18 protein-coding genes are annotated in these 22,487 nt (G+C 35.7%); 12 read left to right on the top strand and 6 right to left on the bottom strand.

Annotation, left to right across the window (positions count from 1 at the left end):
* The first annotated feature begins 65 nt into the window (after positions 1-65).
* From FNE73_RS07660 to FNE73_RS07620, 9 genes are all read left to right on the top strand, one after another.
* Positions 66-4,430, top strand: coding sequence for a CusA/CzcA family heavy metal efflux RND transporter (locus FNE73_RS07660; protein ID WP_072410604.1), 4,365 nt, complete (start codon positions 66-68; stop codon positions 4,428-4,430).
* Position 4,431: 1 nt separating this feature from the next.
* On the top strand, positions 4,432-5,706 hold the full coding sequence (locus FNE73_RS07655; RefSeq protein WP_028123472.1) for an efflux RND transporter periplasmic adaptor subunit: 1,275 nt from the start codon (positions 4,432-4,434) through the stop codon (positions 5,704-5,706).
* Positions 5,707-5,831: 125 nt separating this feature from the next.
* Positions 5,832-6,710, top strand: coding sequence for a bestrophin family protein (locus FNE73_RS07650; protein ID WP_028123473.1), 879 nt, complete (start codon positions 5,832-5,834; stop codon positions 6,708-6,710).
* Between the two features lie 26 nt (positions 6,711-6,736).
* The gene (locus FNE73_RS07645) at positions 6,737-7,633 is read left to right on the top strand and encodes a cation diffusion facilitator family transporter (protein ID WP_072410598.1); all 897 of its coding nucleotides are present in this window, start codon (positions 6,737-6,739) and stop codon (positions 7,631-7,633) included.
* Positions 7,634-7,899: 266 nt separating this feature from the next.
* Positions 7,900-9,738: an LTA synthase family protein gene (locus FNE73_RS07640; RefSeq protein ID WP_228429951.1), complete on the top strand. Its 1,839-nt coding sequence runs from the start codon at positions 7,900-7,902 to the stop codon at positions 9,736-9,738.
* 11 nt (positions 9,739-9,749) lie between these two features.
* Positions 9,750-10,211, top strand: coding sequence for an MgtC/SapB family protein (locus tag FNE73_RS07635; protein WP_034975913.1), 462 nt, complete (start codon positions 9,750-9,752; stop codon positions 10,209-10,211).
* Between the two features lie 27 nt (positions 10,212-10,238).
* On the top strand, positions 10,239-12,287 hold the full coding sequence (locus tag FNE73_RS07630; RefSeq protein ID WP_040995614.1) for a heavy metal translocating P-type ATPase: 2,049 nt from the start codon (positions 10,239-10,241) through the stop codon (positions 12,285-12,287).
* Positions 12,288-12,497: 210 nt separating this feature from the next.
* A complete protein-coding gene (locus FNE73_RS07625; protein WP_034975909.1) occupies positions 12,498-13,289 on the top strand; it encodes a phosphatase PAP2 family protein in 792 nt (263 codons plus the stop codon).
* Positions 13,290-13,733: 444 nt separating this feature from the next.
* Entirely contained in the window at positions 13,734-13,928 is a 195-nt protein-coding gene (locus tag FNE73_RS07620) for a hypothetical protein (RefSeq protein ID WP_034975906.1), read from the top strand.
* Positions 13,929-14,213: 285 nt separating this feature from the next.
* Here the strand turns inward: FNE73_RS07620 and FNE73_RS07615 are convergent, their stop codons facing one another.
* The 3 genes from FNE73_RS07615 to FNE73_RS07605 are packed head-to-tail and all read right to left on the bottom strand — an operon-like array spanning position 14,214 to position 16,929.
* Complete coding sequence (locus FNE73_RS07615) at positions 14,214-15,434, bottom strand: hypothetical protein (protein WP_034975904.1); 1,221 nt, start codon at positions 15,432-15,434, stop codon at positions 14,214-14,216.
* Positions 15,431-15,877, bottom strand: coding sequence for a QcrA and Rieske domain-containing protein (locus tag FNE73_RS07610; protein WP_051879933.1), 447 nt, complete (start codon positions 15,875-15,877; stop codon positions 15,431-15,433). The genes FNE73_RS07615 and FNE73_RS07610 overlap by 4 nt, the downstream gene beginning before the upstream one ends.
* Positions 15,878-15,879: 2 nt before the next feature.
* Positions 15,880-16,929 (bottom strand): di-heme oxidoredictase family protein, encoded by a 1,050-nt coding sequence (locus FNE73_RS07605; RefSeq protein ID WP_233788903.1) that lies wholly within the window; start codon positions 16,927-16,929, stop codon positions 15,880-15,882.
* A gap of 858 nt (positions 16,930-17,787) precedes the next feature.
* Here FNE73_RS07605 and FNE73_RS07600 point away from each other — a divergent pair.
* Positions 17,788-18,120, top strand: coding sequence for a zinc ribbon domain-containing protein YjdM (locus FNE73_RS07600; protein ID WP_143884135.1), 333 nt, complete (start codon positions 17,788-17,790; stop codon positions 18,118-18,120).
* Positions 18,121-18,183: 63 nt separating this feature from the next.
* On the opposite strand, the gene FNE73_RS07595 is transcribed toward FNE73_RS07600, so the two are convergent.
* Positions 18,184-19,119, bottom strand: a complete 936-nt coding sequence (locus FNE73_RS07595) for a sulfate/molybdate ABC transporter ATP-binding protein (protein WP_143884134.1) — start codon at positions 19,117-19,119, stop codon at positions 18,184-18,186.
* 127 nt (positions 19,120-19,246) lie between these two features.
* On the opposite strand from FNE73_RS07595, the gene FNE73_RS07590 reads away from it, so the two are divergent.
* The gene (locus FNE73_RS07590) at positions 19,247-19,906 is read left to right on the top strand and encodes a YceI family protein (protein ID WP_143884133.1); all 660 of its coding nucleotides are present in this window, start codon (positions 19,247-19,249) and stop codon (positions 19,904-19,906) included.
* 396 nt (positions 19,907-20,302) lie between these two features.
* The gene (gene pheS / locus FNE73_RS07585; RefSeq protein ID WP_143884241.1) at positions 20,303-21,313 is read left to right on the top strand and encodes a phenylalanine--tRNA ligase subunit alpha; all 1,011 of its coding nucleotides are present in this window, start codon (positions 20,303-20,305) and stop codon (positions 21,311-21,313) included.
* Between the two features lie 63 nt (positions 21,314-21,376).
* On the opposite strand, the gene FNE73_RS07580 is transcribed toward pheS, so the two are convergent.
* Together FNE73_RS07580 and FNE73_RS07575 are read right to left on the bottom strand one after the other, a co-directional pair.
* Complete coding sequence (locus FNE73_RS07580; protein WP_143884132.1) at positions 21,377-21,718, bottom strand: YkvA family protein; 342 nt, start codon at positions 21,716-21,718, stop codon at positions 21,377-21,379.
* A gap of 83 nt (positions 21,719-21,801) precedes the next feature.
* Positions 21,802-22,341 carry a TlpA family protein disulfide reductase gene (locus FNE73_RS07575; protein WP_143884131.1) on the bottom strand — a complete coding sequence of 180 codons (540 nt, stop codon included), beginning with the start codon at positions 22,339-22,341 and terminating at the stop codon, positions 21,802-21,804.
* Between the last annotated feature and the right edge of the window lie 146 nt (positions 22,342-22,487).

The following is a 22,487-nucleotide window of genomic DNA, read 5'->3' as shown; positions in this document are numbered from 1 at the left end:
TCGATTTTTAGAACAAATAGTTGTTCCAAAAGGTAGTTGTGACATTCAATAAAAATTATATTCTCATGTTAGATAAAATCATAAGATTTAGCATCAAGAACAAGATTGTCATTGGTATAATGACCTTGTTGTTGATTATTTGGGGAGTTTGGAGCGCAACCAAACTTCCGATCGATGCCACACCCGACATCACCAACAATCAGGTTCAAATAATCACGGTATGTCCTACTTTGGCCGGTCAGGAAGTTGAACAGTTGGTGACATTCCCTATAGAACAGAGTATTGCTAATGTTCCTGATATTGAGGAGACCAGAAGTATTTCACGATTCGGTTTGTCTGTAATCACTGTTGTATTTAAAGAAGAGGTTGACGTTTATTTTGCCCGCCAATTGATCAGTGAAAAGCTGAAGCAGGCTGCTGAAGAAATTCCAAAAGGAATTGGCACACCAGAGTTGGCTCCGGTAAGTACAGGACTTGGGGAAGTATATCAATACATCCTTCATCCAAAGAAAGGAAGTGAGAAAAAATACGATTCCAAAGAACTTCGTACAATGCAGGACTGGATCGTTCGAAGACAGCTTAATGGTACTCCCGGAGTTGCAGAGATTAACAGCTTCGGAGGACAGCTAAAACAATATGAGGTCGCTGTTAACCCTGATCGTCTACGAGCGATGGGAGTTAGTATTTCTGATATTTTTGCAGCTCTTGAAAAAAATAATCAGAACACAGGCGGAGCCTACATTGACAAAAAGCCTAATGCTTATTTTATCCGTGGAATTGGACTTGTGACCTCTCTTGAAGATGTTGGGAATGTTGTAGTTAAAAATGAAACAGGGAGTGTGCCTATATTCATTAAAGATGTTGCTGAGGTTCGTTTGGGAAGTGCGGTTCGATATGGTGCCATGACATTTAATGGTGAGGTGGATGCTGTAGGTGGAGTGGTGATGATGCTTAAAGGTGCTAATAGTAATGAGGTAGTGCAATTAATCAAAGAAAAAATACCAACTATTCAAAAATCTTTACCTACTGATGTGATTATTGAGCCTTATTTAGACAGAACTAATCTAGTTGGCAGAGCTATTGATACTGTCGAGAAAAATCTTATCGAAGGAGCGTTGATAGTGATTTTTGTGCTGGTAGTATTTCTCGGTAATTTACGAGCCGGTCTTATTGTGGCATCTGCCATTCCGTTGTCCTTACTCTTTGCTTTGGGAATGATGAACGTTTTCGGAGTAAGTGCCAACTTAATGAGTTTAGGGGCGATTGATTTTGGATTAATTGTCGACGGAGCTGTTATTATTGTTGAAGCGACTCTTCATCACTTAGGATTGCGGAAAACAACACGTCTTCTTACCCAGTCTGAGATGGATGAAGAGGTATTTCTTTCAGCTTCTAAAATCAGAAGCAGCGCAGCATTTGGGGAGATTATTATTTTGATTGTCTACATTCCTATTTTAACGTTAGTAGGTGTTGAGGGTAAGATGTTTACTCCGATGGCTAAAACTGTAGGTTTTGCAATCTTTGGTGCATTGATATTATCATTGACCTATATTCCAATGATGAGTGCACTTTTTTTATCGAAGAAAATCTCGCATAAAGAAAATTTCTCAGATAAAATGATGAACCGACTCCAAAAAATCTATCAACCTCTACTAGAGAAAGCTTTAAAAGTAAAATATTGGTTAGTAAGTGTTACTGTTGCATTATTTGCAGTTTCATTATTTATATTTGGAAGAATGGGGGGCGAGTTTATCCCTCAACTCCAAGAAGGTGATTTTGCTTTTCACTGTATTCTTCCACAGGGAAGTTCATTAAGTCAGAGTATTGAAACCTCTATGCAGGCCTCCAGGCTGATCAAGCAGTTTGACGAAGTTAAAATGGTTGTAGGGAAGACCGGTGCTGCTGAAGTGCCTACTGATCCAATGCCTCCTGAAGCTACTGATATGATGGTGATCTTAAAACCGCAAAGTGAATGGAAAACAAAAAAATCATATGATGAATTAGCAGATGAGATCTCTGAAAAGCTTGAAGCTATTCCCGGGGTATTTTTCGAAAAAAATCAACCGATCCAGATGCGTTTCAATGAGTTGATGACAGGAATCAGACAAGATGTAGCGGTTAAAATTTTCGGTGAAAATTTAGATTCTTTAGCGATATATGCGGATAAAACAGCAAAAATTATTCAGTCTGTTAATGGTGCGAGTGCTCCACAGATCGAACGTGTTAGTGGTCTTCCGCAAATTAATGTTGAATATGACCGCACAAGAATGGCTAATTACGGGCTGAATATTGAAGACGTAAATACTGCTGTAAGTACTGCTTTTGCAGGTCAGGCTGCAGGTCAGGTATTTGAGAATGAAAGAAGGTTTGATCTGGTGGTTCGTTTGGATAGTTTACATAGAACCAGTATTGATGATGTCAACAATCTGATGGTGTCTACGAAGACAGGAATACAGATCCCGCTTTCACAGGTGTCCAATATCAATTATAAACTTGGCCCCGCACAGATTAGTCGTGAGGCAGGTAAAAGGAGAATCGTCATTGGTTTTAACGTAAAAGGCCGAGATGTAGAAAGTGTAGTAGAAGAAATCCAGCAGAAGCTTAATAAAGAAAAATTACCATCAGGATATTATTATACATATGGCGGACAATTTGAGAATCTTAAAGCTGCCAGTAAACGACTGACCATTGCTGTACCTGTATCATTATTTTTGATCTTTATGCTGTTATATTTTACTTTTGGTTCGCTAAAGCAGGCTGCCTTGATCTTTACGGCAATTCCAATGAGTGCTATCGGCGGTATATTCGCGTTAATGCTTCGCGGTATGCCTTTTAGTATCAGCGCGGGAATTGGGTTTATTGCATTATTTGGTGTAGCGGTACTTAATGGTATTGTGTTGATCGGAACATTTAACGAGTTAGAGAAGGAAGGTGAAACCAATATTTTAAAACGTGTGATGGAAGGAACTAAAACTCGTCTGAGACCTGTTTTAATGACAGCCACAGTCGCATCATTAGGATTTTTACCTATGGCAATTTCAACCGGAGCCGGGGCAGAAGTTCAGAAACCTTTGGCGACCGTTGTAATCGGGGGACTGGTTACAGCAACTTTCTTGACTCTTTTTGTTTTACCGATGTTATACATTATCTTCAGTACTAAACTAAAAATCAAAAAGCCTTCAGGTAATAAGCCACTGACAGCGGTTTTAGTTTTAGGTTTTTTATTCATTGGACAGACCTTTAACGCACAACAAGGTACCCCTGTTACAGTTGAGGAAGCTACGAGCATCGCATTGACCAACAATAATTTAATGCGGTCGAAAGATTTGGATATTAAAGTAACAGAGGCACTGAAACCTACTGCTAAAGAACTTCCAAAAATGAGTTTAGATGCTCAGTTAGGCCAATACAACAGTAAAAAATTCGATCAATCTTTTTCTATATCTCAAAGTATTCCGTTTCCAACATTGTTTAAAGCAAGAAGAGAACTTATCGCTGAACAGATCAAAGGAAAGCAGATCAATAAGGAGATTTCGGTCAACGAACTTGCAAGACAGGTTAGGACCTATTACTATCAGATCGAATATCTGCAATTTAACCAGTCAAAATTAAAAAATCTGGATAGTTTATATCAGGATTTTATAAGAATTGCTACGGTCAGATTTAAATCAGGAGATATTAAAAAGATAGAGATCAATACTGCAGAAACTCAGAAAGGGGAGATCAATTTGTTGTTGAAGCAAAATGAAGTTTATTTGAATAATGCATACAAAAACTTAAAAACCTTATTGAATACTTCGGGAGACATCTCGGTTCCTTATAACACAAATTATGAGCCCCTGAAAGCTAATTATGTATTTGACAGCGCGTCAATAGCGAATCATCCAACAGTAAGGTCTTACTATCAGGAGATGACCATAGCAGAAAAAAATAAAAACGTTGAAAGGTCTCTGGGCCTACCTGATTTCAGTATAGGTTACACCAATCAGTCTTTAATCGGTACCCAGACGATCAATGGTATGGATCGGAATTTTAATGCGGGAAATAGATTTCACGCAGCAACTATTGGCGTTACGATTCCCCTGACTTTCGGTGCTACAAAAGCGAGAATGCAATCTTGGGAGTTCCAAAAGCAAGTAGCGGAATCTAATGCAAAATTACAGCAAAAACAGCTGGAAGCGCAACTGGAAAACGCTTTGAATCAATATCAGCAGGATGTAGAGCAATATAATTATTATATTAATCAGGCTATACCCAATGCTGAGAAAATAGCTAAAGCCGGACAATTGGGATATAAAACAGGAGAAATTTCCTACGTTGAATATCTTTTTGCGCTTCAGACTTCTACCAATATTCAATTAAAGTATCTCGAATCGATTCAACAGGTTAATCAATCTGTTATTACCATTAATTCTATCATAAACAAATAAAATGAAAATTAAATATAATATAGTATCTACGCTGTTAATTTCTTTTTTAGTCTTAAGCTGTGGAAAAAAAGAAGCCTCTGAGGAAACGGAAGTAAAAGCAAAAACCGAACAGGTAGAGGAGGCTCATGAAGAGGCACCGCAAACGATCGCGGCATTAACAGAAGAACAAATGAAAGCAGTCGGAATCTCCTTAGGTAAAATTGAGATGAAAGATCTGACCTCACTTGTTAAAGCCAATGGTGTATTGAGTGTTCCCAACAATAGAAAAGCTACCGTTACCTCTCTGTATGGTGGGGTGATTAAGACATTAAATGTACAGATAGGAGATCATGTGAGGAAAGGGCAGGTAATTGCATCAATCAATAATCCCGAGTATATTCAGCTTCAGGAGCAATATCTTACAGTGAACAGCAGGATCGCGTTTGCTGAACAGGAATATAGAAGGCAACGTGAACTATTTGATAATGATGCCGGAGCAAAAAAGAATCTGCAAAGCTCTGATGCTGAATTAAAAAGTTTAAGAACCCAAAGATCATCACTACAGAGACAGCTCCAGCTTATGGGGATCAGCCCGGGTAAAGTAAGCAATGGTAATCTACGATCTGGGTTGGTTATAACTTCACCGATCAGTGGAACCGTAAGCAGTATCAATGCGCAGATTGGAAGTTATGTTGATGTGGCATCACCAGTTCTTGATATTATTGATAATAGTTCTATCCATTTAGATCTTCAGGTTTTTGAAAAGGATCTACCTAAAATGAAAGTTGGACAAACTGTACAGTTTAAGCTGACCAATAATCCGGAAACTTTGTATAACGCTACCGTATTTAGTATCGGGTCGTCATTCGAAAATGAGAGTAAAACGATCTCTGTACATGCGAGTGTTACAGGAAATAAAGTGGGGTTGATCGATGGGATGAATGTTACCGGAATGGTAAGCCTTGGAAACTCAAGCACCGCTGCCGTTCCTGATGAAGCAATCGTGGAAGCTGACGGTAAATTCTATGTTTTCATACAGACTTCTAAAAAGCCTGAAGAACATGCTGAAGAGGAAGAAGGGGGTGAGAAAGAGGAAGGTACAAAAGAGGCAGCGCATACCAAGAATCAAGGAAAAACATTGAATTTTGAGAAAATAGAAATTGTTAAAGGTTCTTCAGATCTAGGTTATACTGCAATCACTCCAGTGACCAAAATTGCACCTGATACAAACATTGTGGTAAAAGGTGCATTCTTCGTCAATGCTAAATTATCTAATTCAGGAGGGCATGAAGATTAGATTTATTATTACGAAAGCCTTTATATAAAAGTTTCAGCTGTAATAAAAAATAACATTATGCTACGAATCGAATTAAATCGTGAACTACGTATCATAATGTTATATCAAATCTATAAACAAAAGTTATGTTACTAAACAAGAAAATTTCAATCTGGTATTTTATTGATCAAATTAAAAGCCAAATATTACTGATTGTTATACTTGCTGTAGGTATAGGTTTGTTGGATCTGCATCCTATTTTCAAAAAAATATCAATTCCATTAAGCATTCCCGCAATTTTAGGAACTGCTGTATCACTGCTACTTGCATTTAGGACGGCGCAGTCATACGAGAGATGGTGGGAAGCAAGAACCGTTTGGGGTGCTATTGTTAATGATTCCAGGTCTCTTATCCGATTAATTATTCAGTTCATTCCTCAGGATAGTGCGGACGTTAAAATATTTGCAGAAAGACAAATCGTATGGGTCTATGCGTTAGGCGAAGCATTAAGAAAACAGCCTTTTTCCGGTAAAGTAGGGGAGTATTTGAATATGCATCAGATTAACGCTGTTAATATACCCAATGCAATTTTGGATGAACATTCTTATCACTTAAGACAAATAGCCGAAAAAGGATTGGTATCAGATTTCAAGGAGGTTCAGCTTAACGAAGTTCTCATGAGGCTGTGTGACAATATGGGAAAATGTGAAAGATTGAAAAATACGGTATTTCCACGTGCCTATAGTATTTTACTGCATACTCTTATATATGTTTTTGCTTTTATACTCCCTTTCGGATTGGAAGATTCCCAGCTCACCTTGGAAATTATTACAACGATCACTATTCCTCTGCTATTTATAGCCATTGAGAAAACAGCAATCATCATGCAGGATCCTTTCGAGAATACTCCTGTGGATACGCCAATGACATCTATTGCACAAACTATAGAAATCAATATTTTACAGATGATCAAAGAAAATGATATTCCTGTTAAAAAAGAAAATAATACTTACTTCGAAATGTAGAGTCAATCTAGTAAATACATAAAATTATGAGCGACACAAATAAACAGACTGGATCTGCATCAAGCAGACATAAGAAAAATTTACTCATCGTCCTAGCACTAAGTGGTACTTATCTTATTGCTGAAGTCATTGGAGGAATTGCAACAAAAAGTCTTGCATTGCTTGCGGATGCTGCTCACATGCTAACAGATGTTGTCGGTTTACTCCTAGCATTTATTGCAATCAAAATTGGTGAGAGAAAGGCTAGTCCTGAAAAAACATTTGGGTACTATCGCACAGAGATTTTGGCTGCTGTGATTAATGCTGTTGTGCTATTGGGTATCTCATTATTTGTTTTATATGAGGCATTTCAAAGATTTAAAAATCCTCCTGAAGTGCAAAGTGGCTCCATGATGATCGTTGCAGGAATTGGTTTTGTGGTCAATATCATCGGTATCCTTATCATAAGAAAGGACTCCAATGAAAGTCTTAATATGAAAGGTGCTTATTTTGAGGTCTTGTCGGATATGCTGACATCCGTAGGAGTAATGATCGCAGGTGTGATAATGCTGACAACACAATGGTATTACGCAGATCCGATCATTTCTGCGGCAATAGGTCTATTAATCATTCCCAGAACCTTAAAGTTGCTTATGGAAGCGGTTAATGTCTTATTGGAAGGTACACCGAAAGATGTAGATATCAGCAAGCTTAGAGCATCACTGGAAGAACTCCCGGAAATCAAGGGACTCCACGATCTTCATGTTTGGTCTCTTACGTCAGGCGTTAATGCCATGAGTGCTCATGTGATTGCAGATGAAAATAAAAATCGCAACGAAATCCTGAAAATATTAACAGACAAAGTGACAACAGATTTTAAAATAACCCACACCACTTTTCAAATCGAATATGAAGGCTATGATGAAAGTGTAATACACTTATAGATGAACGGTAAAAATAGATTGATAATAAATAAAATCTAATGGTTAGTTCTCTATCACATAAAATTGATTTCAAAGGATAATAATGTTTTAATCACTTATAAAACTTGTTTATGAGACTAATTAAAATTAAGAGAAGCACTTATAGCCTGCTCACTAATTTTTTCTTATTATACATGATCTTGTCCTTTTTTCTTAGGATAGGGCTTTCTGTGGCCAGCATTCAAAAAGCTGATCTTAGTTTTATTTCATTGTTGAAAGTATTTGCTATGGGATTTTTGTTTGATATTGGTGTAGGGGTATTTTTTGTGCTACCATACAGCCTATATCTGCTTTTGTTTCCCCAGAAATATAATAATTCGCTTTTCAATAGAGCTATGACTTTTTTTTGTTTTACTGTAGCTGTGCTTATATTGTTGTTTTCATTTTTTGCTGAAGTAACATTCTGGCAGGAATTTGAAAGTCGGTTTAATTTTATTGCAGTTGATTATTTGGTTTATACCTATGAAGTAATCAATAATATTAATGAATCATATCCTTTGCCATTGCTCATTACAGCCATGTTACTAATGACCTCTTTGGTATTTTTACTTTTCTATAAGAGGCATTATTTCACAGATAATTTTGAAGGCAGTACACCTTTTATACAGCGATTCACTATTTTTTTAGGATTGCTTTTTATTTCAGTCTTCTACACATTTTTTATTGACAACAGTTTAGCAGAGAGCAGTGAGAACAGGTATAGGAATGAGTTGTCAAAATCAGGAATCTATTCTTTTTTTTCAGCTTATAAAAATAACGAGATCAATTATGAGCACTTCTACACACTCATCGATAATAGAGAGGCGTTTAATATTGTGAGAACTGATCTGCAGGAAACTGACTCACATTATGTATCAAAAGATTTCTCAATTGTACGTAACATTAAGGGAGATGACTCCTCTGAGAAGCCCAATGTTATTATGATCACATTGGAAAGTTTCAGTGCAGACTTTATGAAAACATTTGGCAACAATCAGAATCTGACACCTACGTTGGACTCATTGGCGAATCGAAGCATTTTATTTACCAATATGTATGCTACCGGAACAAGAACCGTGCGAGGAATGGAGGCACTTTCACTTGCCGTTCCGCCTACACCGGGGAATAGTATTGTTCGTAGGAAAGACAACGATAATCTGACCACTGTAGGATCTATCTTCGGTCAAAAGGGATATGATACTTCATTCTTATATGGTGGTGATGGATATTTTGATAATATGAATAATTATTTCGGTAATAATGGATACACAATTGTTGACAGGAAAAGAAATTCTTTTGTAGGGGAAGATTATCAGTCTCCAAGAATACCAATAGAAGACAATGAGGTCACTTTTGAAAATGCCTGGGGTATTAGTGATGAAAATCTTTATGATCAGGTGATAAAGCAAGCAGATCAAAAATTTGCAGCGGGGAAACCTTTTTACGATTTTGTAATGAACACTTCCAATCATCGTCCTTATACATATCCTGAAGGAAAGATTGATATTCCCTCGGGATCGGGAAGGGAAGGCGCCGTGAAATACACAGATTATGCGATCGGTCAGTTTTTTAAAAAGATAAAGAATAAATCCTGGTACAAAAATACCATTGTTATAATTGTTGCAGATCATTGTGCCAGCAGTGCGGGCAAGAACGATATCGATGTCGCAAAATACCATATCCCTGCAATGATTGTCAACCTGAACGACAACGAACCATTCAGAATTGAAAAAATGTGCTCTCAGATCGATTTGTATCCAACACTTTTCGCACTTTTAGGTTGGACATATCAGAGTAATCTTTATGGTAAAAATGTTTTAGGCGAAAGCTATATTCCAAGAATATTTGTAAGTACCTATCAGAAACTTGGATATATGGAAAACAACAAATTGGTTATTCTAGGTCCACAGCAAAAAACAGAGACGTATTTGTATGACAAGGAGAAAAATAAACAAAATCCAGAGATGCTGTCTGAACAGTATGTAAAAAAAGCGATAGCAAATTATCAGTCGGCCTACTATCTTTTCAAGAATGAAGGATTAAAACAGAAGCGGATTAAAAAGGGAAATATAACCACAACTAGATAAAGTGATATAAAATGGATCTAAAATTTGAACTTTTACTTGCCGGAAAATTATTATTAGCACTGTTTTTTGGCGCGATAATAGGTTTCGAAAGAGAAACTGCCCATAAAGATGCAGGGGTTCGCACTTTTGGCGTTCTCTGTATGGCTTCTTGCTTATTTGTGGCAGTTGCCTCGCATCTTACAGATGATAAATCTGCAATAGCGAGAATGTTGGCGGCGATACCTGCCGGTTTAGGATTTATCGGAGCTGGACTGGCATTTAAAGATAGTTCCAAAAGCATGCAGGGGCTTACAACATCCACTGCTTTATGGGCTGCATCGGCAATAGGATCTGCCCTTGCACTGAACATGTTTTTGTTATCTTTTTTAGCAACTGTTCTTACCTTGTTCATCTTAAGTATTAACAAATTTGGCTGGTATAAAAAAATTCTAAAAACCGGAAGACAATCAGACCAGGATATATATATAAAGTAACCTAAAAATCATAAAAATAATATTATTATGGAACATAAACACATCTACGACGAAAATGGAAAGCAGCTCTGCTGTACTCCACAGGAAGGCAAAATCTATAAAGATGCTGGAGCCAAAAAATTAGTTGAAGAAGACGGATGCTGCGCTCCAAAGAAGAAAACGGAAGATCATCAACATACAGATGATGATGGACATGATCATGCAGAAACTGATAAAACAGCGTTTCAGATGTTCTTGCCTGCGATTATTTCTTTGGTATTGTTATTAGCAGGCATTGCATTGGACAATTACATTAAGCCTGAATGGTTTAAAGACTGGGTACGTATTGTCTGGTACGGTGTTGCTTATCTACCGGTAGGCCTACCGGTTTTAAAAGAGGCATTTGAAAGTATCAAACAAGGTGATGTGTTTTCAGAATTTTTCCTTATGAGCATTGCAACGATAGGGGCTTTCATTATCGGAGAATTTCCTGAAGGAGTAGCGGTTATGTTGTTCTATGCAGTAGGAGAGGTTTTTCAGACTCTGGCTGTGTCGAGAGCTAAAACCAATATTAAGGCTCTTTTAGATCAACGTCCTGATGAGGTAACGATTATTGAAAATAATCAGCCTAAAAAAATCAAAGCTGCCGAAGCCAAAATCGGGGATACGATTCAGTTAAAATCAGGAGAAAAACTGGCATTGGACGGAGAACTGATCTCCGATTCTGCGTCTTTCAATACCGCAGCGTTAACAGGAGAGAGCAAACCTGATTCTAAAAATAAAGGTGAAACAGTTTTAGCCGGAATGATCAATATGAACAGCGTAGCTTTGATTAAGGTTAATACAGCTTATGAGGATAGCAAACTCAGTAAGATCCTTGAACTGGTACAAAATGCAACAGCTCAAAAAGCTCCGACTGAACTTTTTATCAGAAAATTTGCAAGAATTTACACCCCAATTGTGGTTGCATTAGCTGTTTTGATCTGCTTAGTACCTTATTTCTTTGTTGATGATTATGTTTTCAGAGATTGGTTGTACAGAGCATTGATTTTCTTAGTTATATCTTGTCCGTGTGCATTGGTGATCTCTATCCCGCTTGGCTATTTTGGAGGTATCGGAGCAGCGAGCCGCAATGGTATATTATTTAAAGGAAGCAACTTTTTGGATAAGATCGCTGAGATTCAGAATGTGGTAATGGATAAGACCGGAACTATGACAGAAGGTGTTTTCAAAGTTCAGGACGTTACCATTAAAGAAGGATTTGACAAAGATGAGATTCTCCAATTGGTCAATGTTGTTGAAAGTAAAAGTACCCATCCTGTGGCTACTGCTGTTCACGAGTTTGTAGGAGAGATCAACAATTCGATCAATTTAGAGGATACTGAAGAAATTGCAGGGCATGGGCTTAAAGCGAGAGCTAATGGGAAGGAAATCCTGGTGGGTAATTTTAAACTATTGGATAAATTTAAGATCGGTTATGATGTAGACCCATCCAAAATCGTATATACGGTGATAGCTATCGCATATGATGGAAAATTTGCAGGATTCATTACGATTGCCGACCGAATCAAGGACGATGCAAAGCAAGCAGTTGAAAAACTTCATAGCTTGAATGTAAAAGCGACTATGCTAAGTGGTGACAAGACAACTGTAGTAAAATATGTGGCTGAGCAGATCGGTATTGACAATGCTTTTGGAGACCTGCTTCCGGAAGATAAGGTCAACAAGGTCAAAGAAATCAAAGCAAGAAATGAAAGTGTGGCTTTTGTTGGTGATGGTGTAAATGATGCGCCTGTAGTAGCATTAAGTGATGTTGGAATAGCAATGGGTGGACTTGGCAGCGATGCGACCATCGAAACTGCCGATGTTGTGATCCAGGATGATAAACCATCAAAAATACCTATGGCGATCAATATTGGAAAGAAGACCAAAAGGATCGTCTGGCAGAATATCATTCTTGCCTTTGTTGTAAAAGCCATCGTGCTCGTACTTGGAGCTGGTGGACTGGCTACGATGTGGGAAGCTGTATTTGCTGATGTGGGAGTTGCTTTGATTGCAATACTCAATGCAGTCAGGATTCAAAGAATGAAATTTTAAAAGAGATTATCACAGATAAAAATAGAGCAAATTCTAGTATCCTGTTTCCTTAGGATATTACAATTCTAAGGAAAATTTGCCTCCACTCATATTATTAAGATTGAGTTCCCATAAAAGATGGGAACAGGGAAGTTACATCCAATTTTACGATATAAAATTGAATACTATTAATGTTAGATCCGAACAATAAAAATCAGAAATATAATTTTTATGTGGACTTATGTAAAAAAAAACTCAATACTAATCCTTTTACTGAAATTCTCTCTAAGTATTTATGCTCAGGATAGTTTGTCATTGCAAAAAACTGCTCAACAAGATTCTTTAATAATAAGAGATGATACTTTGGATTATAAAAAACTTATTGTTCCGGTTAGCTTGATTTCGGCAGGTGCAATTGGTTTTACAATTCCTGAAATCAAAAAGTTTGATTATGATGTGAGAAGGGAGGTAAACGATCATACATTAAACAATTCAAAATTAGACAACTATACCTTATTTGTACCAGCTGCGCTCGTTTATGGTTTAAACATAGCGGGTGTTCGAGGGAAACATAACTTAAAAGATCGAACGATCATTTTAGCAACATCACAAGCTATCTTATTGGCAATAGTTATTCCTTCAAAATCATTGATCGGCAGGGAGCGGCCTGATCAATCAAATTATATGTCATTTCCCTCAGGTCATGCAGCGATCGCATTTTCAACTGCACAGTTTATGTTCAGAGAATATAGGGACAGCAATTATTGGATCAGTCTGTCAGGATATCCGTTTGCCATTTTTACTAGTGTGTACAGAATCATCAATAATAAGCATTGGGTTACAGATGTCCTGTCTGGTGCTGGTATCGGAATTTTTTCTACTGAGATAGCATATTGGTTATATCCAAAGATCAAAACTTTATTTAAAAGTAAGAATGAAAAAACATTATCTATGATTTCTCCTTATTTCCAGAAGAGTTATCAGCAGAAAAGTTTGGGTTTGAATTACCAGCTATTTTTTTAAATGAGAAATTATGGGATTTAAAAGACGATTTAGGAGACGAATAATCAGGAGGGGAAAGCATCGGCTTGCGTCAGAAGATATATTCTATTTGATAGTTTTTAGTATCCTGATACTATCTCTTATAACATATGGATTTAAGAAATATTTTCATCCTGTCAAAGACCATCATTTTAAATATCATCAAAGTAAAAACTAATCAATCTACTTCCTAAAACGATCAATAGTTAACTATGGACAGATAGAAATAATATTTTTTTAGAGTAATGTTTTAACATATCACGTTTTTAAAGGACATTTAAAATTATTTAGATGTTTGAAGCAATATTGTTTAAAACAATGGAAAGTATTTAAAATCAGTAGATTATAGCTTTGTTTTGGCATCTTATTTGCCTTTCACAAATAACAACATATATAAATTAATATTCACCTTTAAATTAAAATGTTATGAACAGCGAAGATCAAAAAAAAGAGACACACGACCATCCAGAACATCACGAACACAAAGAACATCATCCGCACAAGGAACATCACGAGGGTCCTGAACATGCAGATGAGCCGGAGCATCACGATGAGGCCGAGCATCATCAAGAAAAAGAACATCACGATGAGAAAGAACATCATGATGAGAATAAGAAGTAAATAGCATAGTTCTTATAAATACTGAATTTCAATACTGGAATTCAGTATATTTTTAATAATATAATGTACCGTATTTTAATCTTTCTTCATAAGTGAGCATTTTCAAATATTAATATTTAATTGAGTCGTTATGTATAAAATCTAGATTGAATTCGCTAATTCCAGTAATCCTACGAAACAGTCTTTCTTGCTTTTTGTCCCTTAACAAAAACATAAAGAATATCCACGGAGTATTAACTCAAGAATGACTTTTTGCTCAATCCTAAGATCTGCGGAGGCAAATTATTAGAAATACGTTGAAATACCAAAGCTGAAGCCTACAGTTTTTGCCGCAGGGTTCGCAAAAATGTCTTTCTGTTTCTGAAATCTATAATTAAGTCTAAAAACAGTTTGTGCATTGGGTCTAAAACTGATTGCAGGCATAATACTCCATAAATCTTCTCCAATTTTGCTGTTGTCTTCTCTGAAATGACCTACGTTCCAATCTACATACTCTAAACGGCATGCAAGATTAACGGTTGCTCTTTCCCAATCCAAAATTTTTCTTTTAATTATTGGCTGAACAATGTCTATAAATCCTCCATGCTGCCTGTCTCCATATTGTTGTGTATAAGTTTCCGGGACATCTACTTTAACCCAAGCCCATTCTGCAGTAATTAAAGTTCCAAGGTTTGGAAGTGTATTATTATAATCCAATGCAAATACCCGAACCCTTCTTTTATCGTCAACCTGAAGACCTTCATCCTGAAATTTATTATAGATTCCTCCCATATAAGAGACTCCAAATTCTCCTGCTTTTTCATGTCTTGTGGCAATTTTTGCTGTTAAAAGAGGAACACCGCTGTTAATTTCTTCAAAACGTTCAGGATTACTTTTGGCAGCAGGTAAGTACGTTTTGTTTTGATTATTGTCAATAATTGAATTATCAAAATTTCCTGATAGATATACCTCGTATCCGAACATCCACTCGGCTTTATACATTTTTCCATAAAATCCGAAACCAGCATTACTGAATGTAGCAGGCAACATTTCTGTAGCAGATATAGGACGATCGGTAAACTCCCATTTCGGACCGTCATGATTTTGGTTGAAAGCACCAATTGGATTCATAATAATTCCTCCTCTCAAATTAAGCAAGGGATTAAACTCTACATCAATGGCAGCAAATTCAATATTAATCTCTTTACCTCCTTCTTCTAATTCTATTTCACTCAGAAATTTAATTTTTGAGGAAATTGTAGAAGATACAAAAAGTGTCATCCTACGTAATTGAAATTGATGTCCATCAGATATACCATCAGTGCTGATATGCTGCCAATTGGCTTCCGCATAGCCACCAATAGAGACAGGCACTTTCCCTAATCCTAAGAAGGGACGCTTGTAAACGGCATCCATGTTCAAAGAGCGAGAACTGTCTACAGGTATTCTTTTTAGTAATTCAGAATCTATCTGTGCTGTGGCTTCCTGAAAAATTAAAATTATAATTAGATAGATAATTTTTTTCATACCGGTTTTTTTAAAGAAATTTTCAAAAAATCCGATTCTATGTATACTGGAAATTTTCTTAAGGTCTGATCAGCAGGACCGTTTTGTACTAAACCTTGGTTGGAAAATTCACTACCATGTGCAGGACACTGTAGCTTATCTCCAAATACTTGTAACTGGCTACCCTGATGGGTACATTGCATCCATAATGCTTCATACTCAGTTTCCGAAAAACGAAATACACAAATGGGATATTTGAGAGATTCATTTTGAATAATTACATAGGATAATTTTTTGTCAGGATATTTTGTATCCATAAAATCCTCCAAAGGCAATATGATATAATCGTCTTTAATCGCTCCTGAAATCATTTTATTGCTTATACACCCTGAAAGAATGGGAGGAATTGCAGTAAAGCCTAAACAGACCAAACTGCATTTTTTGAGAAATTCAAGTCTGTCCATAATTATAAGGATTTCAAAAATTTAATAATAGCTTCTTTTTCTTGGACTGGTAATTGAGTGTAATTGGTTCTGCTGGTTGCAGCCTCTCCCCCGTGAAGCTGTATTGCTTCTTCTATACTTTTTGCCCTGCCATCATGCATTAAGAAGTATTGACCGCCTTGTGATTTTGGAGATAAACCTAACCCCCACAGTGCAGGCGTACGCCATTCATAAGTTTTCGCAGTGCCTTCCGTATAGTTGTCATCCAAAGAAGCACCCATATCATGAAGTAATAAGTCTGTGTACGGATAAAACTTTTTATTGGATAATGGTGAAATTGAGGAGGATGAAGTTTTCAGTTCCGGGACATGACATTTATTACAACTTATCTGAGAAAATATAGTCTGACCTTGTTTAATGATACTATTTTCTGCGTCTCGCTGAATAGGTGTTTTCAATGTACGAAGATAAAATACAACATCTGCGATGGTCTTATCAGAAACTTCGGGATCAACATTCATTCCTGAATAAACATCGTGAGGATTAAAAGTTGAAGTAATGCCCATATCTTGATTGTAAGCATTAACGGTTTGTTGTAGTAAACTGTATGTGGATGCCTTTTTACCAAATCTTCCGATATACTTCCCTCCTTTTGTTACAGCAAAGAAGAATGGTGCTTGATATGCCGGAAGATCAATATAATTGGGGACTCCTGAGATGCCATCATTATTTGTATCAAAAGGGTCAGCCATTGCCAAAATATCCATATCAGAAACCAATTCAATAAAACCTAATCCGGTATTGGCAGGCGGAGTAAATTTAGAAAATGTTGCTCCGGGAGGAATTGCTTCCGGAGTATAACCTGGTATCGCCCTATTTTGCAATTGAGGACCACCTAAAAGCAAAAATAAATTTCCTGTTTCGTCAGTCTGTCCAAAACGTATAAGAGTAGTAAAGGGAGTCCCTTTTCCATCACCAGCATGACAGCTTCCACAACTTGTTGCCACGAAGGTTGGACCAAGACCTTTCCCGACCGTGAAGGTTTCATCGTTAAAGGCGATATCCCCTCGCAAAAATTGTTGGTTTTCAGCATATGATAACCCCACAATGGAGCCATCAAGTAATTCACTCTCATCTATCGCTTCAGGCTGAAGTTTATCACAAGCTTGTACGATCAGAAAAAGAAGATAGAAAATTATAATAATAGGTATATATCTCTTGCTCACGTTTTTTTTTCAAATATAATAAAAAGTTAGATTAATCTAACTTTTTATTTCGCTATGTCTAATTATTTTTATGACTGCTGTGCATTTATAGCAAACACTATAAATAAAGATTAGATAATTTGAAACGGAATTTAATCTCAGGATATGTGCTGTTAGGATATTTTTCTTGAAAAACAATAACCTTTATCGCATAGTAAATTAATGTGGATATTGAACAGTCCTAGTGTACAAATTTTAATAGCCAGACGAAACAGTTGGTTGCCAAGTGCTAAGGTTGACCGTCTTAATAGTAGTAGGTAATTATTTTTTGTAAATTATACAATTTTACCATCTAAACTTACCAAAGATAAAAAGGATGATAGTTCATTAATGATTTTTGGTTTGGGGATTTATATCAAAAGCGAAAAATGATTAGGGCAGGGTATATTTGTTATTTGAAAATCTGTGGATTATGGAAGAGATAGAAAAAAGATCTACATTTATTTGTGAAAAATAAAAAAAAACATATCTTTGCACCAGTAAAAACGACGCACTCTATTTTTGTTTATTAAAGTGACCTATTCGGTGACCTAAAAATAAGAGAACGACATAAAGCTTATGGATAGGGAGTTTTTCAAATAAGAACAAGTCCCGTCCGGATCGCAATCCTGTAAGATATTACAGGATTTTTTTATTCATTAACCTTAAATAGCATTAAAAATCATTATGAGCGATACTATCATTTGTCCTAAATGTCAGTCAGAATATACGTATGAACAAGACGGAATGATGGTTTGTTCCCAGTGCTTTCATGAGTGGAATCCTTCTGAAGCAGCAGATGAAGATAAAATTTTTGATGTTAACGGAAATGAACTACAAAACGGAGATTCTGTGGTTGTAGTAAAAGATTTACCTGTAAAAGGGGCTCCGAAACCCGTAAAAGCAGGAACTAAGGTGAAGAATATACGTTTGAGACCGGGATCTGATCACAATATCGACTGTAAGATTGATGGGTTTGGAGCAATGGCTTTAAAATCAGAATTTGTGAAGAAAGCATAAACACAAGGCTATTATATATCAAATAGCTATTGTCTCCTGTGCTGGCTGAATTTGAGGTGAAAGTTAGATGAAAATGATTTTTACTGTACCTTCAATCTGTTTATCAGTAAACATCAAAAGCTTTTTATTTTTGTATCTGATTTTATTCCAGTAATGGTTTCCTGCAAACCTGCTTTCGAGAACTTCGGCAATACTTCCATTTTCTGAGATTTTGATCTGGTGCGGATAATAAAAAAAACTGTCGACTTCCAGTTCTTCCATTTCATTGGGTGAAAACAGGTTTACTTCTCCAAAAAGTTTTGCAACATATTCATTTTTTGGATTTTGATAAGTTGCTGCTGCATTATTGTTTTGAATTAAGTCACCATTTTTAAGAATAACAATTTCGTCAGTCCATGCAATAATATCCTGAAGTTCATGCGTAGAAATAATAAGGCTGATATTATTTTCTCTCACATATCTGAAAAGTTTCTCCCTAAGCTCAATTTTTCTGGCAAAATCAAGATTGCTGAATGGTTCGTCAAGTAAGAGTAACTTGGGCAAAACAGAAAGTGCTCTTGCAATGGCAACTCTCTGCTGTTGTCCTCCGCTCAGATTTTTAGGTAAAACTTTGGCAAATTCAGTTAATCCTACAACATCAAGCAGTTCTTCAATTTTTTCTTTTTTCCGGGTCAGATTAATATTTGAAATAAATTTTCCAACATTGTCAGCTACAGTAGCATAAGGCATGAGATCGAAACTCTGCGCTACAAACTTCATTTCAGATTCTCCCGGGACAAGATTTCCTTTAGGACCCAATAATTTTCTTCCTTCAAAAACAATATCACCTTTTTCCCAATCATGTAATCCATAAATGAGACTCAATAAGGTGGATTTCCCACATCCGCTTTCTCCGGCTAATGCAATAATTTTACCTTTTTCAAACTGAAGGTTGAGGTTTTCAAAAAGTTTTTGATCTTTTGAATAGGAAAAATGAAGGTTCTTTATCTCAAGTAGCATATTGCAAAAATAAGGTTTTTAGGTTAAGCTGGCATATTTTTAGTAATTTAGCAACAGCAAACTTATATAGATTTAAATTGAGAATCAATCAGTTTTTATGAAATCTGACAATAATAAACTTTTAAATATGAAAAAAAATATCTTATCTTTTGCTGTTACTGCATTTTTTCTGTCAATTATCATTGTTTCATGTTCTAAAGAAAAACCTGTTACAAGTGATTCTAATGAAGTTTCCACCACTAAAGAGGGTGCCAGGTTTGTAGTAGATACTTTAAACAGTAATATAGAATGGAAGGGATATAAAGTTTTTAAAACAGAAAGTTCAAGCCACTTTGGAACCATAAAATTTGAAAGCGGAGTAGTTACCGTGAAAGATGGAAAACTGGAAAGCGGAAATTTTGTTGCTGATATGTCTTCATTAACCTCAGAAGATTTGAAAGACAAAAAAGATGATCTTGAAAAGCTGAACGGTCATCTCAAAAGCGCAGATTTTTTTGAAGTTGATAAATTTCCAACCTCTTCCTATGAAATTACTAAAGTGAGTCCGACTGCTGAAGGTGATTATAACACAGTTCTTGATGGAAATCTTACGATAAAGGGAATTACAAAGCCTGTGCAGTTTAAAGCAAATGTGGCTGTAAAAGGAAATGAAGTAAGTATTGCTACAGAGCCAAAAGATATCATGAGAGAAGAATTTGGAGTTAAATTTCAGTCACCGGTTGAAAATGGAGTGATTAAAAACGAAATAACGCTGCAAATGAAAGTTAAGGCGCTAGAAAGAAAATAATTGTAGATTCTGATGAGTAAAGCAATTCTAATATTAAGTATTATCTGCATGATTTTTTTAGTAAGTCTGCAGTTATTCTTTTACTTATCTCTAAATCACCAGATTATCCGTATTCTGGGAGAAATGTTTACAATACCTTCGTTATTATTGTTAATTTTTCTGTTTTTCTTTAGTTTGATCAATTCATTGAGAAAGAAAAAAGAATATTATTTAATTTTTGCCATTAATTTTTTTACGGTTCTCACAATTACGGTCACTACAATAATAGATCCAAAGTAATGATATCAAATAAGAAAAGTCTGTTTCTGAGTGGAGCAGATTTTTTTATAATATTAGAAAAGGTTTTTAAGCCGAAAAGCGTATTTTTGCAAATACATTTTTTTGAAAGTAAAAGCGATGATTGATAAGATAGAAGATTTACTTGAAGAAGTAAAAAACTTCAGCACTACAGGTAAAGACGAAATAGAGAGCTTCCGGATCAGATTTAACGGTAAAAAAGGAATTCTGAATGATTTTTATGAAACATTGAAAGAAATTCCTAACGACCAGAAAAAAGAATTCGGACAGAAAATCAATACTCTTAAGCAGGCTGTTAATGCTAAGCTGGAAGACTTAAAGAATGCTTCCGAATCTTCTGTTGTTGTTGAAAAAGAAGATCTTACACGACCTGCTTTTCCTCTGGATTTAGGTTCCCGTCATCCCATCAATCTTGTTAAAAGCAGGATTATAGAAATTTTCAGATCCATAGGTTTTGCAGTTGCAGACGGTCCTGAAATTGAAGATGACTGGCACAACTTTACAGCACTCAATCTTCCTGAGTATCACCCTGCAAGAGATATGCAGGATACCTTTTTTATCGAACAGAATCCTGATATTTTACTCAGAACGCATACCTCATCTGTTCAGATAAGATATATGGAAGAAAATCAGCCGCCAATCAGAATTTTATCTCCCGGTAGAGTTTTCAGAAATGAAGCGGTTTCTTCTCGTTCCCACTGTATCTTTCATCAGATTGAAGGATTGTATATTGATGAAAACGTAAGTTTTGCAGATCTTAAACAGACCATTCAGTTTTTTACGACAGAACTTTTTGGAAAGTCTAAAATCAGAATGAGACCATCATATTTTCCTTTCACAGAACCAAGTGCAGAAATTGATGTGTATTGGGGTTTAAACTCTGAGACAGATTACAGAATTACAAAAGGAACGGGATGGCTCGAAATTATGGGCTGCGGAATGGTAGATCCTGCTGTTCTGAAAAACGTTAATATAGATGCTGAAAAATACTCTGGTTATGCTTTCGGAATGGGAATTGAAAGAATTGTGATGTTATTGTATCAAATGAGTGATATCAGAATGTTCTTTGAAAATGATATAAGAACTTTAGAGCAATTTAAAACTTTATAAAAACAATAGTATTAATATTTTATGCTTTTAAATAGTAAAAAACCATCTTTACGATGGTTTTTATTATTTTACAATATCTGTGTCAATGATTCTCGTTTTGCTGAATTTCTGTTCTGTTTCCCAAAGAAGAAATTTGTCTACTTCTTTTATAAGCTTGGGAATGGTAAATGATAAAACTGCGAGATCGTCTAAAACTCCTACAACAGGAATGATAAAATCAGGAACCAGATCTATGGGAGAAATTACATATAAAATTCCCATTAGCGGCAAAATCATATTGATAGATTTTACAGGATACAATCCTTTTCTCCAAAGATTAACCATTCTGAAAATATCTGGTATTTTTCGGACAAATCCCTTGTGGCTGATTGCTTCTTTTGCTAAACTGATTTTTGAATACTTCATTTTTTGTGTTTGTTTTTTATAACTTCAACATCATATAATTTCCAAATTGCGTACCAATGCAATATAAAATTTCGTTAAAGTTATTATTTGATAATATTGTCTATAAACTGATGTACAGACTCTGTATTCCAATCGGTATAAGCATCTTCTTTTATTAAAATTCTTCCGTTCTGATCCAAAAGGAATGTAGTAGGAAAAGCTTTTGGAAGCACCTTTTCTGAGATTGGGCTTTGGGCAATATATACAGGAACAGTATAATTATTTTCCTGAAGAAATTTTCTCACTTTGGCTTCGTCATCTTTCATTGCAATTAATACAAAATTGATGTTTTCTTTTCTTGAATCATACAGCTTCTGGATAGTCGGCCATTCTTTGATGCATGGAGGACACCAAGTTCCCCAAAAATTCAGGAATAGAGGTTTATTTTTGAAATTTTTAAGATTGGTACTTGGAACATTAATTCCCTGTAAATCTATATCGTAATCAACTTCACTTATGTGAACTGCACTCTCAATGGTAGCAACCGGGAAAAACTGATCTTTCAGAAAGTTTTTAACTCCCGGAATGAAGGCTATAGCAGCAATTATAATGATGAGAACTAAATATATAAGGTTTTTTTTCATAATAATAGTAAAATATAAGTCATTCTAAATCAGGTTTCTTTTTGGAGGATTTACTTAAAGCAGATTCGTTAGAAATCTGGTTTTCAACCGACAACAATATTAAACATTTTGAAAGAAAACTGCAAAAGAATTTATCTCAATAAATC

The sequence above is a fragment of the Chryseobacterium binzhouense genome (assembly GCF_007474545.1).
Classification (GTDB): domain Bacteria; phylum Bacteroidota; class Bacteroidia; order Flavobacteriales; family Weeksellaceae; genus Chryseobacterium; species Chryseobacterium binzhouense.
The sequence above is the reverse complement of the archived record's forward strand: the minus strand, read 5'-3'. Positions and strand labels throughout refer to the sequence as shown.

Bases quoted from the DNA above. Each gene is read 5' to 3' on its own strand.
- FNE73_RS07660 (WP_072410604.1), top strand. From the start codon at position 66: ATGTTAGATAAAATCATAAGATTTAGCATCAAGAACAAGATTGTCATT.
- FNE73_RS07655 (WP_028123472.1), top strand. From the start codon at position 4,432: ATGAAAATTAAATATAATATAGTATCTACGCTGTTAATTTCTTTTTTA.
- FNE73_RS07650 (WP_028123473.1), top strand. From the start codon at position 5,832: ATGTTACTAAACAAGAAAATTTCAATCTGGTATTTTATTGATCAAATT.
- FNE73_RS07645 (WP_072410598.1), top strand. From the start codon at position 6,737: ATGAGCGACACAAATAAACAGACTGGATCTGCATCAAGCAGACATAAG.
- FNE73_RS07640 (WP_228429951.1), top strand. From the start codon at position 7,900: ATGGGATTTTTGTTTGATATTGGTGTAGGGGTATTTTTTGTGCTACCA.
- FNE73_RS07635 (WP_034975913.1), top strand. From the start codon at position 9,750: ATGGATCTAAAATTTGAACTTTTACTTGCCGGAAAATTATTATTAGCA.
- FNE73_RS07630 (WP_040995614.1), top strand. From the start codon at position 10,239: ATGGAACATAAACACATCTACGACGAAAATGGAAAGCAGCTCTGCTGT.
- FNE73_RS07625 (WP_034975909.1), top strand. From the start codon at position 12,498: ATGTGGACTTATGTAAAAAAAAACTCAATACTAATCCTTTTACTGAAA.
- FNE73_RS07620 (WP_034975906.1), top strand. From the start codon at position 13,734: ATGAACAGCGAAGATCAAAAAAAAGAGACACACGACCATCCAGAACAT.
- FNE73_RS07615 (WP_034975904.1), bottom strand. From the start codon at position 15,434: ATGAAAAAAATTATCTATCTAATTATAATTTTAATTTTTCAGGAAGCC.
- FNE73_RS07610 (WP_051879933.1), bottom strand. From the start codon at position 15,877: ATGGACAGACTTGAATTTCTCAAAAAATGCAGTTTGGTCTGTTTAGGC.
- FNE73_RS07600 (WP_143884135.1), top strand. From the start codon at position 17,788: ATGAGCGATACTATCATTTGTCCTAAATGTCAGTCAGAATATACGTAT.
- FNE73_RS07595 (WP_143884134.1), bottom strand. From the start codon at position 19,119: ATGCTACTTGAGATAAAGAACCTTCATTTTTCCTATTCAAAAGATCAA.
- FNE73_RS07590 (WP_143884133.1), top strand. From the start codon at position 19,247: ATGAAAAAAAATATCTTATCTTTTGCTGTTACTGCATTTTTTCTGTCA.
- pheS (WP_143884241.1), top strand. From the start codon at position 20,303: ATGATTGATAAGATAGAAGATTTACTTGAAGAAGTAAAAAACTTCAGC.
- FNE73_RS07580 (WP_143884132.1), bottom strand. From the start codon at position 21,718: ATGAAGTATTCAAAAATCAGTTTAGCAAAAGAAGCAATCAGCCACAAG.
- FNE73_RS07575 (WP_143884131.1), bottom strand. From the start codon at position 22,341: ATGAAAAAAAACCTTATATATTTAGTTCTCATCATTATAATTGCTGCT.